Here is a 21,022-nt window from a genome sequence, read left to right as displayed (position 1 = left end):
TTGTCTTTACCCCCTAAAATTCTGCAACACATTTCTTTACTCTAATTCTAACGGAATTTTAAATAATACCGTAGTGCCTCGATTTATCTCACTTTCAATAGAGATTGTACCATTTAATATTTCAATACGTTCTTTCATTCCTAATATACCAAAGGAATGATCTTTCACTACTTTCTGATCGAAACCAACACCATCATCTTTTACGACGATATTTACCGCATTGTTCAACCATTCAAGTTTCACCCAAATATCCTTACATTTCCCGTGTTTCATAGCATTCGTTACACACTCCTGCACTAAACGGAAAATGGATACTTCATAATTTGATGGTATACGTTGTTCTGTGCTTCTAGATTGGAAATGAATTTCCACACCAGGATTGTATTCGGTCACAGTCGACAAATATTTCTTTAATGTCGGCACAATTCCCAAATCATCAAGCGCCATTGGTCGTAAATCGTAAATTATACGACGTACTTCTGACAGCGCATTGCGCACAGTTTTCTTTAAATCAGCAATTTCAGCCAAGGCATATTCAATGCCCTTTTCACGATACGTTCGTTCAATTAAGTCTGTACGCATTAAGACATTGGCCAACATTTGGGCCGGTCCATCGTGAATTTCTCTCGATAAACGTTTTCGCTCTTCTTCTTGCGCAGCGATTATACGTATACCAAAATCTTGCTTCATTTTTGCTTGTTCAAGCGCTAAACCAACATTTTTTAAATCAGACGTTAAATAATTTAAAATAACATTTACTTGATTAACAATATGATCAGCACGTTCAATTGTATCGAGTAAACCTCTTAGACGTCGCTCTAAATCATCTCTTTTGTCGCGAAGTTGCTTTTCTTGTGTTTTAATGACGGAGAGCTTCAATTGAAAATCATGGGCCGTTTCATATGCATCTCTAACTTGTTCTTCGGTATAATTATCAAAAGCTTTACTCACTAACACAAGTCTTTGCTTAGCAAGCTGCGTGCTTTTTTCTAAAGCATCGCCTTCATCGATGACAGTTGAAATCTGTTTTCGAACAATTTCTAGCTCTTGTTGCATATCTTCAAAGCTTCTACGGCTTTGTTCACTTATAATGAAAATATCGTCTTTAGAGCTCATTATTGTTTCTAACATTCGATTGAATACGTCATCAAGCGACTTTAAATCGAAGGTATCATTTGAAAACATAGTGTACTCCCCAGTCTAATGTCCTTATTATCACATAATATTTTGAAAGACCAATTTCATAGAATCGAAGTCTAAACCTATTATAGCATCACAATGATAAAAATTAATGCTTTTTCTTATGAAATTTATAGTATACAACCCTACATTAAAGGAGAATGACACGTATGAGAGAAAACTATTTAACCGTTAAAGGCTATGGAGAAAGTGAAATTATTATATCTAAATCACGCTTCCTCACATATATAGAACGCGCTGAAACCGAAGAGGATGCAATGAAGTTTATAGAACGCATCAAAAAAATGCATCATAATGCCACACATAATTGTTCTGCCTATATAATTGGCGAGCATGATCATATTCAAAAGGCAAACGATGATGGGGAACCAAGTGGCACAGCAGGCGTCCCTATGTTAGAGGTATTAAAAAAGCAAGGCTTAAAAGATACGGTCGTTGTCGTCACACGCTACTTTGGTGGCATTAAACTAGGCGGCGGCGGTCTTATTCGCGCTTATGGAAAAGCCACAACAGAAGGATTGCTTGCTGCACAAGTTGTCGAACGTAAGCTGCATCATCTTATGAAAATAGCAATTGACTACACTTGGCTCGGAAAAGTAGAAAATGAACTTCGTAACTCTGCATATTCCTTAGAAGAAATTCGCTACTTGGAAGGCGTTGAAATCGTTGTTTCCGTGTTAAAAGAGGAAGAAGAGTCGTTTATAAATTGGATGACCGAACTGACAAATGGACAAGCGACAATCACTTTTGAAAGCGCGCAATTTATCGAATTTATTGTGAAATAAATAGTTTTAATTGTCTAATCCTGAAGGTCCATAGTATAATTTTAATGTTGAGCTTTATTATTCAAAAATGCCCCTATGCTATTTTGAATAAATTTTAGTTCAATTGTTTAATTATTCCCAAATTCAAGAGGAGAATATACCAATTATGAAAAGAACGAATATAAAGAAGAAAAAGAGGTCTTCCAAAGCTTCTTTAATTATAAAAGTAGCATTACTTCTCGTTGCTAGTTTGCTAATTTGCGTTACGGCCTATGGTGTCTATATTACAAAGCAAGCCGAACACGCTGCGAACTCAGCCCATGAAGAATTAGAAGGTCGCGAAGTTTCTACACTGAGAGAAGAAAAAGTAGAACCTGTACATGATAATGTGTCGATTTTATTTGTCGGTGTCGATGATAGTGAAAATCGTGGGCAAGGTTCTGATCATTCTCGCTCAGATGCACTAATTTTAGCTACATTAAATAACAACACGAAAACGATTAAAATGTTAAGTATCCCACGTGATTCTTATGTTTATATCCCTTCAGCTGGTTATAAAGATAAAATCACACATGCACACGCATTAGGAGGTACTCTATCAACTATCGAAACTGTTGAAGGTTTACTAGATATTCCAATCGACTACTATGTGCGCATGAACTTCAACGCATTTATCGATGTTGTCGATGCATTAGGCGGTATTGAAGCTGAAGTACCTTATGCTTTACACGAAAAGGACGAGTTTGATCGTAATACGATTAACCTTCAGCCAGGTTTACAGCATTTAAATGGTAGTGAAGCACTTGCACTAGCTCGTACACGTAAAAAAGACAATGATATTCAACGCGGTATTCGCCAACAAGAAATTTTAACGGCAATTACGAATAAAGTAGCTTCAGTTGGCTCTATTACAAAGTATGATGATGTCATTAAAGCAATCGGCGATAATATGAAAACAAATATGACATTTAGTGAAATGAAATCATTCCTGTCATATTTAAAACAAGGTAAACCACGTATTGATTCTTTAACGTTAGATGGGGCCGATGATATGTCAACAGGCGTTTACTATTATCAATTAGACGAACAATCTGTTCAGGACGTATCACAAATTCTTAAAAACCATCTTGCATTAAAAACTTCTTCTACTTTAACAAATAACAATACCGATACAGATAATGCAGCTGGCGATGACAGTTCATCCGACGACTCTGCACAATAATAAACAGCCTTTCCACTATCGAAACTGATAGCGGAAAGGCTGTTTTCATTTTAGTTTGCCCTCGGAGCTCGGACTTATCCGCGATTTGTCGCTCTTTACCCGCGATATTTTGGGTATGCGAATATCTGAAAAGTTATTGCTTTCTAGATAAGTTGCAAAAAGAAAAATAAATCTCATTGTGTATAAGCAATGATTAAATAATAATTGCAATAGCAAGAATAGCACTTATCGCTGAGCGCCAATGTTTTTTTCATCTTGATTATCAGTATTATTTTCGAAGTATTCTTTTATATAATATCCTTCCTCCTCTGGAGTCGACAAACGAGATGCTTTTCCTGGAGCGTTTTCATTTCCGCCTTGATGCATTTTCCAAATTTTATTATGGTCGTCAACCGCGTTGGAAAAATCACCTTTCGACCATCTTTCCAAAATTGGAATGTAAAGATCGTTATGTTCATAATCGTTCATTTTACATAAAGCCAACAATCGTTCAACTTTTTCTTGTGTTATTTGCGTGTGACCCCACTGAGCACCAGACTGAACCTTTTGGTGAGACATGCTGTGAATGGTTTCGCTCACCTTTTCTTCTACTAAATTATCAGGATATTGCAGTTCTTCCATTGTAACTTTTTTATGTACAAGTGGTTCCCCAGAATTTTCAACAACAGTTGGTTTTTCTTTTTCAGGAACAGGTTTCTCCGTTTGTTCAGTGAATTTAATGTAACCAAAAATTCCACCAAAAATGACTAACATTACAATGATAACAATAGTCGCCTTTGTTTTTCTTTTCATGTTATTCCCCCTCAATAATTTTGTATTGATTTTACCATGAGCATGTCCCGTATAGGTACGCCCGCTGTTAGCTCTTCTCCCGCGATTCCGACCATTTTTCCGTGAAACATAAGTTACTGTGCTCAAAAAAAGACTGTAGACTACTCAAAAATTGAGTTTGCCTACAGTCTTAATGTTATTTATTAAAAATCCGCATGAAATTTAGTAGCGGTTTATAGTTTTTGCCAGCAAGTCCAATAATCTCGACGAAAATTTCGATCGCAATTAAAATGACGGTAATGAGTAAAATGGCTCCCCATACCTTGGCCATTGAGAAAATAATAGCTGCTAAACCGAACATCACCGCAATGCCATAAATAATAAGTACAGTTTGACGATGTGTAAAGCCCATATCCAATAGACGATGGTGTAAATGGGATTTATCTGGATCAGACCATTTTTTCTTCATTCGTAAACGACGAACAATGGCAAAGAATGTATCAGAAATCGGTACACCTAGCATAATAACTGGGATAATTAACGAAATGATCGTAAAGTTTTTATATCCTAATAATGCTAATACTGAAATCATAAATCCTAAAAACAATGCCCCAGTATCTCCCATAAAGATTTTAGCTGGGTGGAAGTTATAAAATAAGAAACCAATTGTCGCAGCCGCTAAAATGGCTGCAAATGCTAATACGAACATATCGCCCATAGTAAATGCCACACTCGATAAAGTGATTAGTGCAATAGAAGAAACACCTGCAGCTAAACCGTCTAAGCCATCGATTAGGTTAATCGCATTGGTAATCCCAACAATCCATAGGATCGTAAATGGAATACTTAAGAAACCGAAATCTAATTGCCCACCAAATGGCAAGTTAATGAAGTCAATTTGAATACCACCTACAAAAATAACGATAAGTGCGGCAACAATTTGACCAAGCATTTTTGCCTTAGCGGAAATTTCACGCATATCATCAATGACACCTGTTGCCACAATAATACAAGCTCCGATAATAATCGCTAAACTAAATTCACTGTGCGGCTGTAAGAAAGCCACCCCTATTAAAAAAGCAAGAAAAATTGCCAGACCACCAAGTCTTGGCATGATGCGTGCATGTACTTTTCGATAGTTCGGCGCGTCAACGGCACCTATTCTAAACGCTAAACGCTTAACTAGTGGAGTTAACAAAATGGAAGCAACGAATGCTGCTATTAAAGACACGTAAAGCATGTCTCTCCTCCTCAAAAAAATAATCTACATTTGAATCCAATTTGATTATAGCACGAACAAGCTCTGAAATATACTTTTTCTAAACATTTTCCACCATTTCACATTTTCCATTTTTCTCTATTATTCTACTTGCATTACTGAATGTCAAATGTAGTCATCATTCGTAAAATTTGATAGAATAATGAGGTGTCTAGCATTTAGACAACTTTAAAGGAGCGTAAATTCATGTTCTCAATTTTTAAACGCAACAACGAGCAAACGAGTGCTCGTCAATTAAAACGCTACTATAAATTAGTAGAACAAATTAATCAACTTGAAGAAAAATATGTCAACAAGTCAGATGCTGAATTAAGAGAAATGACTTTTATTTTCAAGGATCGTTTAGAACAAGGCGAACCAATTACATCAATCATCCCGGACGCATTTGCTGTTGTACGCGAAGCCTCAAAACGTGTATTAGGTATGCGTCATTTTGATGTACAGCTTATTGGTGGACTTGTATTAACTGAAGGCAATATTGCTGAAATGCCTACAGGTGAAGGGAAAACGCTAGTTGCTTCACTTCCCTCTTATGTGCGCGCATTAGAAGGTAAAGGTGTTCATGTCATTACCGTCAACGACTATCTTGCAAAACGTGACTTTGAACTTGTAGGACAAATTCATCGTTTCCTAGGTTTAACAGTCGGTTTAAATGTACCGATGATGGAACCAAATGCCAAAAAGGACGCGTATAATGCGGATATTACGTACGGTGTCGGTACTGAATTTGGTTTCGACTATTTACGTGACAATATGGCTCATAGCTTAGCAGATAAAGTGCAACGTGCCTATCATTTCGCCATTATCGATGAGGTCGATAGCGTACTGATTGACGAAGCAAAAACGCCGTTAATTATTGCTGGTAAAATGCCTGCAAACGATGAATTACATCGCATTGCCGCTATGCTAGCTAAACGTTTTAAAGAAGAAGAAGATTACGACTTTGATGATGAAACAAAGGCAACTTCTTTAACAGATAAAGGCATTGAAAAAGTGGAGGCTGCTTTCAATGTTGATAATTTATATGATTTAGAACATCAAACACTTTACCATTATGTCATCCAAGCTGTACGTGCACATGTTATGTTCCAACGTGACGTGGACTATATCGTGAAAGATGACAAAATCGAGCTTGTTGATATGTTCACTGGTCGTATTTTAGAAGGTCGCTCTCTTTCCGATGGCTTACACCAAGCAATCGAGGCGAAAGAAGGCGTAACAATTACAGAAGAAAATAAAGCACAGGCACAAATTACGATCCAAAACTATTTCCGTATGTATCCGAAACTTTCTGGGATGACGGGTACAGCGAAAACACAGGAAAAGGAAATCCGCGAAGTGTACGGCATGGAAGTTATTCAAATTCCAACAAACCGCCCACGTCAGCGTGTTGACCAGCCTGATATGATTTTCAAAACGCAAGCAGCGAAGTATAAATTTGTCGCTGCCGAGGCGAAACGACGCCACGCAAAAGGACAGCCCGTATTAATCGGTACAACATCTATTCTGCAATCTGAAACGGTTGCCGAACATTTAAAGAAAGAAGGCTTAAAATTCCAATTGCTTAATGCTAAAACGGTTGAGCAAGAAGTGGAACTGATTTCTCAAGCAGGTCAAAAAGGCCGTATTACCGTTGCTACCAATATGGCTGGTCGTGGTACAGATATCGTGCTAGGTGACGATGTACATGCGCTAGGTGGATTGTATGTTATCGGTACCGAAAAGCATGAAAGTCGCCGTGTTGATAACCAGCTGCGCGGTCGTTCTGGTCGTCAAGGTGACGTTGGGGAAAGCCGCTTCATTCTCTCTATTGAAGATGATATGTTCCGTCGCTATGCAAAAGAAGAGGTTGACAAATTCCTAACAAAAATGGTTGTGGATGAAAATGAAGTCATTCAAAACAAAGATGTACAAGAGCTTATCAACCGTACACAACGCATTGTAGAAGGGTCACAATACGGCATGCGCGAGTACAATTTAAAATTAGATGATGTTATTAATGATCAACGTACAGTTATTTATGGTCTACGTGACAAAATTTTAGCTGGCGAAGATTTAATGGGTGAACTGAAAAAAATGTTGAGCGAAACAGTTGATTTCGCCGTGCGCGATGCTGCACCTGAAGAGCTCCCTTCTGTAGAATGGGCTTATGATCAAATGGAAAATTCACTGAATTCATTATTTATCACACCTGTTACAATCAATCGTGAAGTTGGCAAAGTGAAACAAATTTTAGCCGACATACAGCCTTCTGAACAAGAACTTCTTGATCATATGGAGAAATTCGCAGAAAATGCTCAAGTCATGGCTGTCATTCCACAAGTAATGTTAAGCTATTTAGATAGCGGCTGGGTGAAGCATTTAGAAGCAATGGCCCACTTAAAAGAAGGTATTGGCTTACGTCATTATCAACAAGAAGATCCAATGCGTATTTACCAACGCGAAGGACTTGAATTATTCGGCAAGAATTTCCAAGAATTACGCCGTTCTATTATTATCGAAATTACAGGCTTTATGAAAATGGTTGAAGGACAACAACAGGAGGTACAATAATGGGCTTATTTTCATTTTTTAAAAAATCAGATAAAATCGTGCAAGAAAACACAATTGACTCAAAGGATTTACTAGGCAACGCATCTTCTAAAAAAGGTGACAATCGCGATGTTGTGACGAAACTTTCATTCCATCCTGAATGGGATGTACCTCAGGAGCAAAAGTACATTTTTAACTTCCTTGCGAATGAGCTAGAGCCATTAAAACCAAATCAACTCTCACTATCTTCTATTAGTATTGAAGAAGAGCCACGTTCAGGCAAATGGCTAGTTCGTGCATTTTTCCGTTCATCATTAGCGGAAGCAATTGAGCTTGGTGAAATTGAATTATTCATTATGGATAAAAACGATGAGCTTGTCGCATCGAAAAAATTCGATTTTAAAGCACTTGGCACAATCCCAGCTGAAAGTGCGCGTCCATGGGTATTTGAATTCGAAAAATCTACAATTAAAGTAGACGAAGTACCAGAAGACGGTTGGAAAATCGCCTTTAACCTTGTTTCCTTACGCGGTCACCAATTAGAATTAGATCCGACATGGGAGCAGCAATTACCTGCCGCACAAAAAGAAGAGCTTGCAAAAATCGTTAAAACATTACCGAAGTTAGGTGAAACAGAAGTCAACTTCACGGGCCTACAAGCAAAACTTGCTGACAACGGTAACCTGAATGTATCAATCTTTATTCGTAACGGTCACAACAAAGCAATTAACTTAGAGCAATTACCGTTAGAAATTATCGATGCAACAGGTAAACAAATTGCCAAAGGTTCATTTAAAATGGAGCCAATCTTAACTGTCCAACCGAACTCAACAAAACCTTGGACATTTATTTTCCCTGCTGAACTTGTTGATGCGCAACAAGCTGACCTATCACGCTGGACAGCACGCGTCACACAATAATAACAACAGCAATCCTTCTTTCCCCGGAAAGAAGGATTTTTTAATGTCTACAAACGATTCATGGGCTTCTATCGGCGATTCTCATAGCCCTTCTGGCGATTTCACATGCTTTTGTGGCGATTTCATACCCTTTTGTGGCGGTTGGCACTCCATTTGTGGCGATTCACGTGCTTTTGTGGCGGTTCACACCCTGTTTGTGGCGATTTCCTGCCTTTTTGTGGCGATATGCTTCACTTTTGTGGCGATATGCTTCACTTTTGTGGCGATAAGCCACAGTTTCCTGGCGATTCGGGACGTTCTATCAGCGATTCGCCACGGCTTACCCGCGATTCAGGACATTCTATCGGCGATTCTCCACTGTTTACCGGCGATTCACATCATTCTATCGGCGATTCACCCCTATTTACCGGCGATTCACATCATTCTATCGGCGATTCGCCCCTATTAATCGGCGATTCACATGCTATCGTGGCGGTTGGCAAACCATTTGTGGCGATTTCCTGCCCTTTCGTGGCGACATGCTTCACTTTTGTGGCGATAAGCAACAGTTTCCTGGCGATTCGGGACGTTCTATCCGCGATTCGGGACGTTCTATCCGCGATTCATCACGGGTTACCCGCGATTCAGGACATTCTATCGGCGATTCTCCACTGTTTACCGGCGATTCACATCATTCTATCGGCGATTCGCCCGTGCTTACCAGCGATTCGCATGCTATCGTGGCGGTTCGCAAACTATTTGTGGCGATTTCCTGCCCTTTCGTGGCGATATGTATCACTTTTGTGGCGATAAGCCACAGTTTCCTGGCAATTTCTACTTTCTATCAGCGATTCGCCACGGGTTATCCGCGATTCACGACGTTCTATCAGCGATTCGCCACGGCTTACCCGCGATTCACGACATTCTACCCGCGATATCACGTCCAACCTTCCAGCAAATAAAAAGCGATTTTTGCGTTATGCAAAAATCGCCTACTTATTATTTCACTGTATCGAATCGCTTATAAGCTACTAATCTAGTTGACCAGTAAGAGTACGTAACATCAGAAAGTTCCACACCGTCTGTGCCTGCGTGGATAAATTTATTATTCCCAAGGTAAATACCCATATGAGAAATACCGTCTTTATACGTATTTTCAAAAAATACTAAGTCCCCTGGTACAGGATTTTTCACTTGTGTTGTACTGCTATTGAAATAGCCTTCGCTGCTATCTCTGCCGATTTTCAAACCGCCTTGATTAAATGCATAAAAAATAAATCCGCTGCAATCAAGACCTTCTGGCGTATTCCCACCATAAAGATAAGGTGTTCCTATTAGTGCATTCGCTACTTCCACTGTTTTTTTGTAAATGGCTTGTCCATTCGCTGTTGGATCTGTTGTCGTAACTTTTGAAGGTTTGTCCTTATCTGCAGTGCCACTATTATGTATTGTATCACCCTCAGGTATCACTGCTACGGGAGAAATTTTTAACACTTGTCCAATAAAAATCTTGTCGTTCTCGATGCCATTCCAATCTTTAAGCTCTTTTAACGTCACATTATATTGCTTCGCTATTTTGGATAGTGTATCACCTTTCACAACTGTATGAACAGCAGTTGTCGGTTTCGGCGGTGTAGTTGTTGTTGGTTTTGACGGTTTGACTGTTTCCGTTGTCTGCTGCTTTGTAATCTCTAACTTTTGAGCTACATAAATCGTATCCTTCGATAGATTATTCCATTTTTTGATATCTTGGATCGTTACTTGATGAGCTTGGGCAATTTTGGATAACGTATCACCTTTTTGTACTGTATATGTCGCCGCTTGAGCATTCTGTATTGCAAAAAATGAAGTAGCAATAGTGCTTAAAGCGAGAATTCTCCATTTTTGTGATTTAAGCATATCAAATAGCCTCCGTTCATGGTAGAATATGTCCTTGTGTGTCTATCATACTAAAGAAATGGCTAAACAAAAATCGGAAAAACTGACTATTTTTCAAACAATTTCTGAATCCTATAGAATACTACAGAATCCGACTATCTACTATTAGTATAATAATTGCAAGTTTTATAGTCCTATGATAACATACATGTCTGTATTTAAAATTTTTAGAAAGTTTTATTTTTTCAATTATAAAGGAGCTTTTACTATTTATGAGAAACATCTTGATTTTCATCAAAGAGAATTTAGCTGTAGGTTTACTACTTTTCGCCTTATTTTTAGGGGCTGGTAATATTATCTTTCCACCGTTACTTGGCCAACAAGCCGGTGAACATATTACACTAGCCATGATTGGCTTTTTAATAACAGGTGTCGGTTTACCTTTACTTGCTATTGTCGCTGTAGCTAAAGCAGGTGGCGATTTACAGCTGCTAGCAAGTCGAGTACACCCGATTTTTGGGATTATCTTCACCTCTATTGTATATTTAGCAATCGGTCCATTTTTCGCGGTTCCACGTACGGGTTCTGTATCCTATGAAATCGGCATTGCCCCATTTCTTTCAGAAGCTGCAAATGAACACTGGGCTCCGCTATTCATTACGTCTGTCGTATTCTTTGCCTTAATACTTTATTTATCATTTAATCCTTCGAAACTTGTCGATCGCGTTGGGAAAATTTTAACACCTGTATTGTTAGTTGTTATTTTGGTCCTTGCGGTTAAAAGCTTTATGACACCAATGGGTGAACCAGGCGTAGCAGTCGGCAATTACACGAATGCGCCATTTTACGAAGGTTTTGTGCAAGGCTATTTAACGATGGATGTGCTAGGCGCCCTTGTCTTTGGTATTGTTATTTTACAAGCATTACGTGGTATGGGCATGCACGATAAGAAAAAACAAGTTAAAACAACCATTTTTGCAGGCATTGTAGCTGCACTCGGTTTAGCTTTTGTCTATATTTCACTTGGCTATATCGGCAATACGAGTATCGATGCTATTGGCACATCAGATAATGGTGGCGTCATTATCGCTAAATCAGCGCAATATCTATTTGGCAGCTTCGGTAGTATTATTTTATCGCTTACAATTTTATTAGCATGTATCTCTACTGCTGTCGGCTTATTAACAGCCAATGCACAGTTTTTTAACAAGCTATTCCCGCGAATTTCATATAAAACATTCTTAGTCGTCTTTACGCTTTTAAGTGTAGCGATTACCAATGTTGGGTTATCAACAATCATTAGTACTTCACTGCCGGTATTATTAATTATTTACCCGCTCGCTATCGTTCTAATGTTGTTATCGCTTGTTGATCATTTCTTCAAAGGTGGTCGTATTGTTTATATTTGTGCGTTAATCCCAACATTCTTTGTTAGTCTGTACGATGGTTTAAAGGAAATGAAAATTACATTCTCTGCCTATGAGCAGATTTTAAATGCATTGCCACTATACGAGCAAAGTCTTGGGTGGCTTGTACCAGCATTCATCGGTGCAGTTATAGGATTGATCATCCATAAAACAAAATAATCGTTCAATAAAGACACGTCTTCTTCTATAGACGTGTCTTTTGTCATTCGCGGCAATATGGAAATTCATGTATAATATGAGATAAATAATTGAGAAACGAGGTGTCTTATGAAAAAATTATTATGGTCTTTCTTGTTCATCGTGAGCTTTGTCATCTTTCCATTATCGAACGCTTCTGCAGCAAATAATGAGCAACAACTTGTAGAAGAGATAAAAGAAATTATTACAGAAAATTACGTCGGTAAAATTAATGGTAACTTACAAAATGCGCAAACCATTCCAGATATCATTAATATGCTAGATCCTTATTCAACGTATTTTTCGAAGCAAGAATTTGAAGAATTTATGAATAGCATCAACCTCTCCACAATTGGCATAGGTGTTGTTATTGAAGAGCATGATGATGGCATTCACATTTTACAAGTTATCGAAGAAAGCGGAGCCTCTGAGGCTGGTATCGTGGCTGGAGATATCATTATCGCCATCAATGGTCATTCCATCGTAGGGAACTCGATAGAAGAAGCCTCTTCCATGCTAATCGGTAATGAAGGTACGCAAGTCCAAGTTAAACTACTGCACGAGAACGGTACTACTTCTACTAAAACTATTACACGTAAAAAATTCACACTGCCAAATGTAGAGGCTGCTTTATTATTTGGTGATGTCGGCTACATAGCAATGTCTTCCTTCTCTGAGGATGGTGCGCAACTCGTAAAAGAAGCATTGATTCAACTGAAACAGCGTGGTGCTACTTCTTTTATTTTAGATTTACAAAATAATGGCGGCGGTTACGTTGCCACAGCAGAACAGCTAACTGGCTTATTTCCAAAGGCAAAAATCGCTTACTTACTGCAAGAAGCACATACCTCTTATGAAGTACGTGCTATTCAACAAAATGTTAAATTCCCAGCAGATACACGCATTTTAGTTAATCGATATAGTGCAAGTGCTTCTGAAATGCTAGCTGCTTCGTTACAAGATCAACAATCGGCGATTTTATATGGTGAAACGACTTATGGTAAAGGGGCAATGCAAGGCTTTTATGAATTGCATGATGGCAGTTATTTAAAACTTACTGTCGGTAAATTTACAGGCCCTGCTGGTCATACTATTAATGAAGTTGGTGTGAAGCCTAACATTAAAACGAAGACACCGCCAATTTTCCAAGCACATTATGATGCGATTAAAGCGCAATACAAAGATTATCAAGAGCTAGTAAGCCTAAAAAATGTGCCTACTACAAAAACGTTTACAGTTAAGTTCTCACAAGCCTTCGCTACACCTATTCCTGAAGGTAGCGTACAGCTCATTGCTTTAGGCGGAGATGCAATTCCAATTACAACAAAAGTGGAAAAAGATAATTCCTTAATCGTTACACCTACTGAGCCTTTAGGTAAAGGGCAAGAATATATGCTACTTGTTCATCCAACTATCCAAAAATCAACAGGTGACAAACTGCAAAAAGGCATTTATCTTCATATTGCAGTAACAAACTAAAAAACGGGACTATCCCAACTAAAAAAGCGTTTGATAATCGCCCTCATGCGAACATCAAACGCTTTTTTTATTGGTACGAAAAAACAAGGCGGGTGTCAGGTACTTAAAATGGTCATCCCTGCTCAAAGACAACGAATAGAAAAACCTCTCCTATTTTTGGAGAGGTTTTTACTTCATCACCGACATCACTATCACGCACGTGGAGGTTCTTTTAAAAGAAAGAATACATGTACTAAGTTGCGCGCTAGCTCACAAGGCTTGCTTTTTTGTTCGAGTAAATTCGTTAAGATTAAACGTTCAAAGGAGCCTACTAAACTATCTGCTACAATTTTTATATCAATATTTTGTAGTTGAAATTTATGGTCACAATCATGACGATAAACGAGCTCCATCAATTGCTGTGTTAGCTGTGATTTAACACTCCTCGACTGTTTCGATTCGAAAAAGCCAATTTTCGTTAGCTTTGGATTTTCCATGATATAAAGGAACAGCAAATATAATTTTTGCTCAAGTACTTCAATAAAGCCCTCTAACCCTTTTTCAACATCGTCATTTTCATTGCGCATTATTTCATTAAATCCTTGTTGGAACTGTAAGTTTAAATCATTGTAAAGTGATTCTTTACTTTTAAAATATAAATAAAACGTAGGTTGTGTTACGTCTGCTGCTTTCACGATATCACTTATTTTCGTCGCATGATATCCCCTTTCAGAGAAAAGCTCCACAGCTTTTTCAAGTAATAATTGTTTACTTTTTTCACCATTTGAATTAATCTTCCTACCTCTTGGCATCCATGTCACCTTACTCTAATATATATTAACTAATTTGTTTATTTATGGTATTAAAAATATTAAATACCATAAATAAATCTACCATTTTCCTCTTTACTGTTTGAATAATGTTAATTATAATATAATTCCAAAAATTACACTATGTATATTTAACATTAATATGATGTTTAGTACTTTTTTTGCCTTTTACAAACAACGAATATCAACCAAAAGTTCCAAACCCCTTCACCCGTAATCAGGCTTAAAATGGACCTACATAGCCTTTATAAGCAATACAAAAAGCATGCTGGAAGTTACATCCAGCATGCTTCATTACCTCATCCATTTGCTATTGTTTTACTAATTTCTTTTTCAGCTTATCCATATATTCTTTTACTTCTGTTATGCCAAATAATAAGTAAGAGCCTACAAAGACAGCGATAAAAATAGCTAGGCCGACAATAAACGTTAACCACTTATATTCAAATACTAAATAGTGACTTGAATAATACATTACAATCGTAATGATGATCATAGGTGGCATCGCTCTGAAAAAATGCAACTCTTTGCTAAAGATGCCCATTTTCAAGTCGTACTTCGGTATTGCATAAGCAACTAGCATAATAAAGTTTGTAATGGCACTAATTAATGTTCCCCAAGCGATTGCTTCAGCACCATAATCCTTTACCATCAGCAATATAACCGCAATATTGACACCAAATACATTAATTAAACTAAAAATAACTGGCGCCATGGAGTCGCCCTTTGCATAATAGAAGCGCGTAATATACGTATTCGCCGCTAAGAAATACATGGACAACACGAATATTGCTAAAACAGGTGCAGTAAGCGCTGTCGAGGCAGCATTGAAATTACCATACTGGAAAATCACCTGAATCAAGTTTTCTGAGTAGAAATAAGAATATATTGTTACGGGTATCAGTAGCAATAAAAGATAATGTAACCCTTTTGAATAAAGGCTCTTAATGGAAGCAGAATCATTATTAGCTTCTTTTTGACTCAAAATCGGATAAATAACCGTTGTCACGGCTGTAATTAAAATCGCTTGTGGGAATTGCATCAGCTTGGAAGAATAGTTCACAGCTGCTACAGCCCCTTCAGAAAGCATCCCCGCAAAAATACGCTGTAACAAAGCATATAATTGAATAGTCGCTCCTCCAAGCATAATTGGCAACACCATAATCCAAAGTTGCTTTGAGGAAATATTATGCTCAAATGAAAACCCGACTTTAGGTGAATCTAATTTGCGATAACCGATTATTAAGAAATACAGCATAATCCCAGCACTAGCTAAGGCGCTTATACCGTATCCAAGTGCTTTAATACTTTCAATTTGTGATAACCCAACGGCAATGACTAGGAAAATCGCGTTGTAAATTAAAATGGCAAAGCTCGATAAGTGGAATTTTTCATTAACATTCAGTAAGCCACTATACCAAGAAGATAATACAAGTAATATTGATGATGGCATCATCCAATAGTACAAGTTTTTCAATAAGTCTAAATCACTTTGACTATACTCATCACCATTCATTTTTTCATGGTTAAAAATCTCCATGATCGGATTTGTAAATGCTAATAAAATAATTGTCATAGCCGAAACAGTCAACAACACAATCGTAAATGACTGTTTTACAAATAGAGCTCGGTCTGTTGTTTCCCGATTATAAATCGAGATTACAGCTGTCGTAAAAGCACCCCCTACAACTAAATATAAAAAGTTCGGAATGGTGTAAGCTGTGAAAATACTATCCGCAGTATGAGAGCTCCCATATTGGATTCCGATAATGATTTCACGTAAAAAGCCGAAAACACGGGCCACGATATTAATAATCGCAACGGCACCGACAACTTTTATAAATTTATTCATAAGTCATCCCCACCTTTAATGGCCGACTTATAAATTTCAATACATCTTGCTGTTATATTTTTTTCATCATTAAACTCTAATACGTCATTAACCGCTTGACGATTCATATATTGTTCCTTTGGCGTGTTCACTGCACGCAGCATCTCCTCAGATAAAGCCATAGCATTCCCAGGCTCCACTAAATGCCCCGCACCTTCACCAAGTAATGAAACAAGCCCACCTACTTTAGAAGCGATGACAGGTGTATCTGTCGACAATGCCTCTAATGCTACTAGACCGAAACCTTCTAAATGGGATGGTAATACGAAGACATCACTTGCCTGGAACCACTTTACTAGTTCCTGTTGTTTTAGTGGGTCTATGAATTTGACGTCTTCACTGAAAAATGGTTGCAAAGATTGGTAAAAATTATCATCTCTTCTAGAACCGATAATAATTAGTTCGATAGGGCGTTCCACTTTTGTTTTTAACATTTGGAATGCTTGTAATAATTCTTCTACACCTTTTTGCTTGATGACATTTCCTACAAATAGAAAGACGAAAGCCTCTTTCGACACTTGTAATTCTTGACGTACTGCCGCTTGGCTACCTTTTATAAAGACATCACGATTGACACCCATACTAATAACAGAAATTTTTTCAGGTTCGATAGCAAAGTCTTGCTCAATTTGTTGTGCTAACACAGGGCCTACCGCAATGACATGTGCACTTTCGCGTAAAATACTTGCTGTCCAATTGCGAATGCGTGCATTTTTCTTTGCCATCCGTTCAATGTCTCCACCATGAGCTGTAACAATGTACGGTATACCAAACACTTTCTTTAAAAGTAGTGATAACATACCTGAAGGAAACACGTAATGTGCATGTGTAATATCGATTGATTTTCGATGCTTTAAGCCCTTCATTACCGTAGAAATGCCCCATTTAGCATATTTAACAATGGTGTTTTTCTTACCTGTGGCTGGGTTTGTATTCACTGCTATTTCAACGTCTAGTCCTGCCTTTTCAAGTGCTGTCACTTGGTTTTTCACAAAAATACCGAATGATAAATGATCAGATGTTGGATACATATTACTAATGACGAGTATTTTTTTCATAGACGTGTCACTGCCTTTTTCATTAATTCCTGACCATACATGGCCTCTTTATGAATATGTGTAGCAATTTGTTTCGTCTCTGCAATTGACTGCTCCCAATTGCTACTTAGCTTGCCAACTAATTTAGATAGAGCTTTCTCATCATCCTCTATATCCTGCATCTGTAAGCAACGATCCGATGCACCAACAAAGGACATAAAATCTTGCACTTTCGTATGATAGGATACTGCAATAATGGGAGTCTCAGAATTGGTCGCCAATATTAGTGAGTGTAAGCGTGTACCAATGATGATATCCTGCTCTGCTGTTACTTCAAGCAAACGTTCAGGTACAAGATTTTCCTCAATTATTTCTGTCTTTGCACGATGCTGCATTTTCTTTTGTATATCATGTGTTACGGTGACATCCTGAGGAAACTTTGTTGCAAAAAATGTAATGTGTACATTTTGCTCAGAAATGACTTGATCTAAATTTTTCGCCATACCTGTTACATATGCATCGTATTTTGCAACATTGCCTTCTGGCCAATAGTTTGCATTATAGTATGGAACGGCTGAAACACCAATTTTCATTGGCTTATCAGCATAGTCTTTGCGATCACCTTTTAACGTAAATGCAGGATCACCAATTACTTCAATCGGTTTTTTGACCCCGATACTTTGTAAAAGTTTTTTAGACTGAGGATCACGCACAGAGATATTTGCTGCATAACGACACATGACGCGAATACTAATTTTACCTGAGAATGTATCTAGTGGTCCTGCGCCGCATCCGTATATAATGTAGGGAATATTGCTTTGTTTCGCCATCATTGCGTATGTTCCATATAGATGGGCCTCACGTTTATAAAAGTCCATTAAAATACCACCACCACCAATGATGAGGAGGTCAAAATTCGAAACATATTGTTTGTTATTTCTATAAGTATGGATAAACGTTTTATATAAATTGCCCTTTTTATAATACAATGGATAGCTATGTACCCCATAACGCGCGGATGTTTGTTGTGTGTTATTACTAAAAACGGTAATGTCGTCACTCGTTACCGAAAATGTTTGTTTTACTTGTTGAAGAATGCCGTATAATATTGATTCATCACCATTATTATCATTGCCGTAATTCCCCACAATGCCTATTTTCATTAAAAAACATCCTTTTACTTTTTAATACAGAGATTATACCACAATTGCAGTTATTCGTTCTTTTTAAAAATAGTAAAAAAAAGGGGAGCCTCGAATATATACGAGATTCTCCCCTTTTCTACTGCCCTAGTGCTAATATTTTTAGTATAAACAGCATAAATATATTACTTCTTATGCCTCACTTTTAACAGTACGAAATATGATGCTAGGGCATAATTCCTTTTTATTTATGAATGGCTCTGTAAAGGAACAGACCAAAATGTGCTCGACTAATAGCTTCGTTTGGTTTATAAATGTTGCCATCGTAGCCTGTCGTGATGTTGTTTGCTGCTAATTGTTGTACATATGTGTAAGCCCAATGATCTTTTGGCACATCTTTAAAGGCAATGCTGCTTGTACCTTTTAATTGATAAGCAATTGCTACAATTTTCGCCATTTGCGCGCGTGTTAACGTTGCATTCGGGTCAAAAGTATTGTTTTCGCGACCACTCATAATCCCCGCTTCAACAACAGCCGCAATTTCCTTATAGTAAATGTGATTTGCCGGAATATCTTTAAAGCTTGGGTTTTTCACATTTTTTGTATTTAAGCCTAAAGCACGGCTAATAATAACTGCCGCATGTGCACGTGTAAGTTTGTCATTCGGTCTAAATGTACCATCGGCTTGACCTGTAATAATATTGTGAGACGTTAAATATTCAATCTCTTTATAGTAGACATAATTATTTGGAATGTCTTTAAACAGCGCAGGCTTCGCTACAGTAACCGTAGCAGCCATACTTTTCGTACCTAAAGTAGCGATGACTTTACCTGTCGTACCTGGATTTTGCGCTGTAAATTTACCACTACTTGTAATGGTACCGATATTCCCTTCTACTGACCATTCTACTTGCGATGGATTATAGACAATCGGCTTACCTGCATCATCTTTTGCATCAACCGTAAAGTTAACAGATTCGCCAGCACCTACTGTTTTAGAGCTTGGTGCAACATTCAGCGTTGTTGGCGCATCCACGACCTTCACTTGGTATGATTGCACCGCTGCACCGTCATAGCCGATATAGATTCGATCCGTACCAGCTTGTGTTGCTGTATAGTTCATACCATTAATTTGTAAAGTTTGGTTTTGAGACGCTAATGATAAATGGCCATCAAGTGGTAGTGTTGTATAGTTATCATCTAACACGTATTGCACAGCTACACTTGATGAAGCACCTACTAACAGCGTTGCATAATTTGTACTATTGGTAAATTTCATATGTGTTGCCTTGCCATTTGGCGCAGTACTCACTGCCTGCAACGTAGCAGATACAAGGCGTTGCGTATTGCCTGAATTGGATGGTAGATTCGCTAATACGACATTATTACTGCCGTAGTTTCGAATGCCCATTGTTGTGGAGCCACCGCCATCTAAGTTAATGGCTCTGTCGACACCAAGCGCCACTAAATAATTCGCAAGCTGTACCATGTTCATGCCTTTACTATGGCTTTGACGGCCGTCAACTGTAATAAAGTGTACTGTTTGTCCATTATTACTTGTCGCTACCACTGTACGTGGTGCAACTTCTTTCGCGCGAGAGCTAGAAGTACTCATCATAATGTAAGGTTTACCATCCTTTACTAAGTAAGGACCGCTCGCCAAAATAAATTGCGCATTTTGCCAAAGTTGATCAATGGAGAAGTTAACACTCATTTCATCGCCAACTGCTACATGGCTTAGCTTATTGTGCCAGTCACCGCCCTGTAAAGATACTACGAAACCTGTAGAAGGAATCGTTAATTTATCTTTCGAGCCATATGGTTTTATTTGCGTTACTTTACCAGTTAACGTTTGTCCAAATGTATTTTCGGTAATTGGTGACCCAGTGTCTACGACAATTTCAAAACCGTATTCATTTGTATCTGTTGTTTTACTATAAAACTGCGGTGTGTAAATAACCGCTTCAGAAATATTCCGTACACGATTTAAGCCTGACATTTCATAATTCGTTCCGTTATGAGAAAGTGTTATGTCAAAATCAAAATAATCAATAACACCACGACCATCAGATGTCATCCCAAACGCTGTCGGAACGTTCATATATTGGTCGGAACCGTTTGAAACAGTACCGCCGTTTAAAATAACATTATTTTTAGCTAGTAAAAATAACGGATAACCTTCTGACATATTATAAAAACTTGCATTAATAGCACCAACTACACGATTGCCTTCACGAGAATGGCGATTCGCATTTGCTACTGTCGATTCTTTTCCATTGACTGCTGCGGGCATCCCTAGTTGTACTTCCGTCGTTGGATCTCCAACATTAATCGTTAAATGATTAATAGAGTTTGTATAGGTATTGCTGTATGTATATTGGTTATACTGCACACCTTTTGAAAGTGGGTAATCCTTCTTTACTGTTTGAAATGCATAGGCATTTAGTGGACTAACAACAATCGACATCATTACAACTAACACTAGTAAAATTTTTGCTATTCTTTTCATTTTTTT

Annotated in this window: 16 protein-coding genes; 7 read left to right on the top strand and 9 right to left on the bottom strand. The window is 37.9% G+C overall.

What is annotated here, in order from left to right; genetic code table 11:
* Window positions 1–36: 36 nt before the first annotated feature.
* Window positions 37–1,185 (bottom strand): sensor histidine kinase, encoded by a 1,149-nt coding sequence (locus ACKVEV_RS20175; protein ID WP_409367998.1) that lies wholly within the window; start codon window positions 1,183–1,185, stop codon window positions 37–39.
* 164 nt (window positions 1,186–1,349) lie between these two features.
* On the opposite strand from ACKVEV_RS20175, the gene ACKVEV_RS20170 reads away from it, so the two are divergent.
* On the top strand, window positions 1,350–1,985 hold the full coding sequence (locus tag ACKVEV_RS20170) for a YigZ family protein (RefSeq protein WP_409367996.1): 636 nt from the start codon (window positions 1,350–1,352) through the stop codon (window positions 1,983–1,985).
* A 145-nt stretch (window positions 1,986–2,130) separates the two neighbouring features.
* Window positions 2,131–3,186, top strand: coding sequence for an LCP family protein (locus ACKVEV_RS20165; protein ID WP_409367995.1), 1,056 nt, complete (start codon window positions 2,131–2,133; stop codon window positions 3,184–3,186).
* 225 nt (window positions 3,187–3,411) lie between these two features.
* Here ACKVEV_RS20165 and ACKVEV_RS20160 read toward each other — a convergent pair whose 3' ends face one another.
* The gene (locus ACKVEV_RS20160) at window positions 3,412–3,978 is read right to left on the bottom strand and encodes a DUF6241 domain-containing protein (protein WP_409367994.1); all 567 of its coding nucleotides are present in this window, start codon (window positions 3,976–3,978) and stop codon (window positions 3,412–3,414) included.
* 175 nt (window positions 3,979–4,153) lie between these two features.
* A complete protein-coding gene (locus tag ACKVEV_RS20155) occupies window positions 4,154–5,197 on the bottom strand; it encodes a glycosyltransferase family 4 protein (RefSeq protein ID WP_409367993.1) in 1,044 nt (347 codons plus the stop codon).
* A gap of 225 nt (window positions 5,198–5,422) precedes the next feature.
* On the opposite strand from ACKVEV_RS20155, the gene secA2 reads away from it, so the two are divergent.
* The 3 genes from secA2 to ACKVEV_RS20140 are packed head-to-tail and all read left to right on the top strand — an operon-like array spanning window position 5,423 to window position 9,136.
* Window positions 5,423–7,789 (top strand): accessory Sec system translocase SecA2, encoded by a 2,367-nt coding sequence (gene secA2 / locus ACKVEV_RS20150; protein WP_409367992.1) that lies wholly within the window; start codon window positions 5,423–5,425, stop codon window positions 7,787–7,789.
* Window positions 7,789–8,688, top strand: a complete 900-nt coding sequence (locus tag ACKVEV_RS20145) for an accessory Sec system S-layer assembly protein (RefSeq protein WP_409367991.1) — start codon at window positions 7,789–7,791, stop codon at window positions 8,686–8,688. Before secA2 ends, ACKVEV_RS20145 begins: the two co-directional genes overlap by 1 nt.
* A gap of 43 nt (window positions 8,689–8,731) precedes the next feature.
* The gene (locus tag ACKVEV_RS20140) at window positions 8,732–9,136 is read left to right on the top strand and encodes a hypothetical protein (protein ID WP_409367989.1); all 405 of its coding nucleotides are present in this window, start codon (window positions 8,732–8,734) and stop codon (window positions 9,134–9,136) included.
* A gap of 530 nt (window positions 9,137–9,666) precedes the next feature.
* Here the strand turns inward: ACKVEV_RS20140 and ACKVEV_RS20135 are convergent.
* Window positions 9,667–10,566 carry a LysM peptidoglycan-binding domain-containing protein gene (locus tag ACKVEV_RS20135; protein WP_409367988.1) on the bottom strand — a complete coding sequence of 300 codons (900 nt, stop codon included), beginning with the start codon at window positions 10,564–10,566 and terminating at the stop codon, window positions 9,667–9,669.
* Between the two features lie 251 nt (window positions 10,567–10,817).
* Here ACKVEV_RS20135 and brnQ point away from each other — a divergent pair, with 251 nt between their 5' ends.
* Together brnQ and ACKVEV_RS20125 are read left to right on the top strand one after the other, a co-directional pair.
* Window positions 10,818–12,131, top strand: coding sequence for a branched-chain amino acid transport system II carrier protein (brnQ, locus tag ACKVEV_RS20130; protein ID WP_409367987.1), 1,314 nt, complete (start codon window positions 10,818–10,820; stop codon window positions 12,129–12,131).
* Between the two features lie 108 nt (window positions 12,132–12,239).
* Entirely contained in the window at window positions 12,240–13,628 is a 1,389-nt protein-coding gene (locus ACKVEV_RS20125; RefSeq protein ID WP_409367986.1) for a S41 family peptidase, read from the top strand.
* Window positions 13,629–13,819: 191 nt separating this feature from the next.
* On the opposite strand, the gene ACKVEV_RS20120 is transcribed toward ACKVEV_RS20125, so the two are convergent.
* From ACKVEV_RS20120 to ACKVEV_RS20100, 5 genes are all read right to left on the bottom strand, one after another.
* Window positions 13,820–14,419: a TetR/AcrR family transcriptional regulator gene (locus tag ACKVEV_RS20120; RefSeq protein WP_409367985.1), complete on the bottom strand. Its 600-nt coding sequence runs from the start codon at window positions 14,417–14,419 to the stop codon at window positions 13,820–13,822.
* A gap of 328 nt (window positions 14,420–14,747) precedes the next feature.
* Complete coding sequence (gene murJ, locus ACKVEV_RS20115) at window positions 14,748–16,289, bottom strand: murein biosynthesis integral membrane protein MurJ (protein ID WP_409367984.1); 1,542 nt, start codon at window positions 16,287–16,289, stop codon at window positions 14,748–14,750.
* The gene (locus ACKVEV_RS20110; protein ID WP_409367983.1) at window positions 16,286–17,386 is read right to left on the bottom strand and encodes a glycosyltransferase; all 1,101 of its coding nucleotides are present in this window, start codon (window positions 17,384–17,386) and stop codon (window positions 16,286–16,288) included. The genes murJ and ACKVEV_RS20110 overlap by 4 nt, the downstream gene beginning before the upstream one ends.
* Window positions 17,383–18,528 (bottom strand): polysaccharide pyruvyl transferase family protein, encoded by a 1,146-nt coding sequence (locus ACKVEV_RS20105; RefSeq protein ID WP_409367982.1) that lies wholly within the window; start codon window positions 18,526–18,528, stop codon window positions 17,383–17,385. The genes ACKVEV_RS20110 and ACKVEV_RS20105 overlap by 4 nt, the downstream gene beginning before the upstream one ends.
* Before the next feature lie 223 nt (window positions 18,529–18,751).
* Entirely contained in the window at window positions 18,752–21,016 is a 2,265-nt protein-coding gene (locus ACKVEV_RS20100) for an S-layer homology domain-containing protein (protein WP_409367981.1), read from the bottom strand.
* Window positions 21,017–21,022: the final 6 nt, after the last annotated feature.

This window comes from Lysinibacillus sp. 38-6 (genome assembly GCF_046245175.1).
Taxonomy (GTDB): Bacteria; Bacillota; Bacilli; order Bacillales_A; family Planococcaceae; genus Lysinibacillus.
The sequence above is the reverse complement of the archived record's forward strand: the minus strand, read 5'-3'. Positions and strand labels throughout refer to the sequence as shown.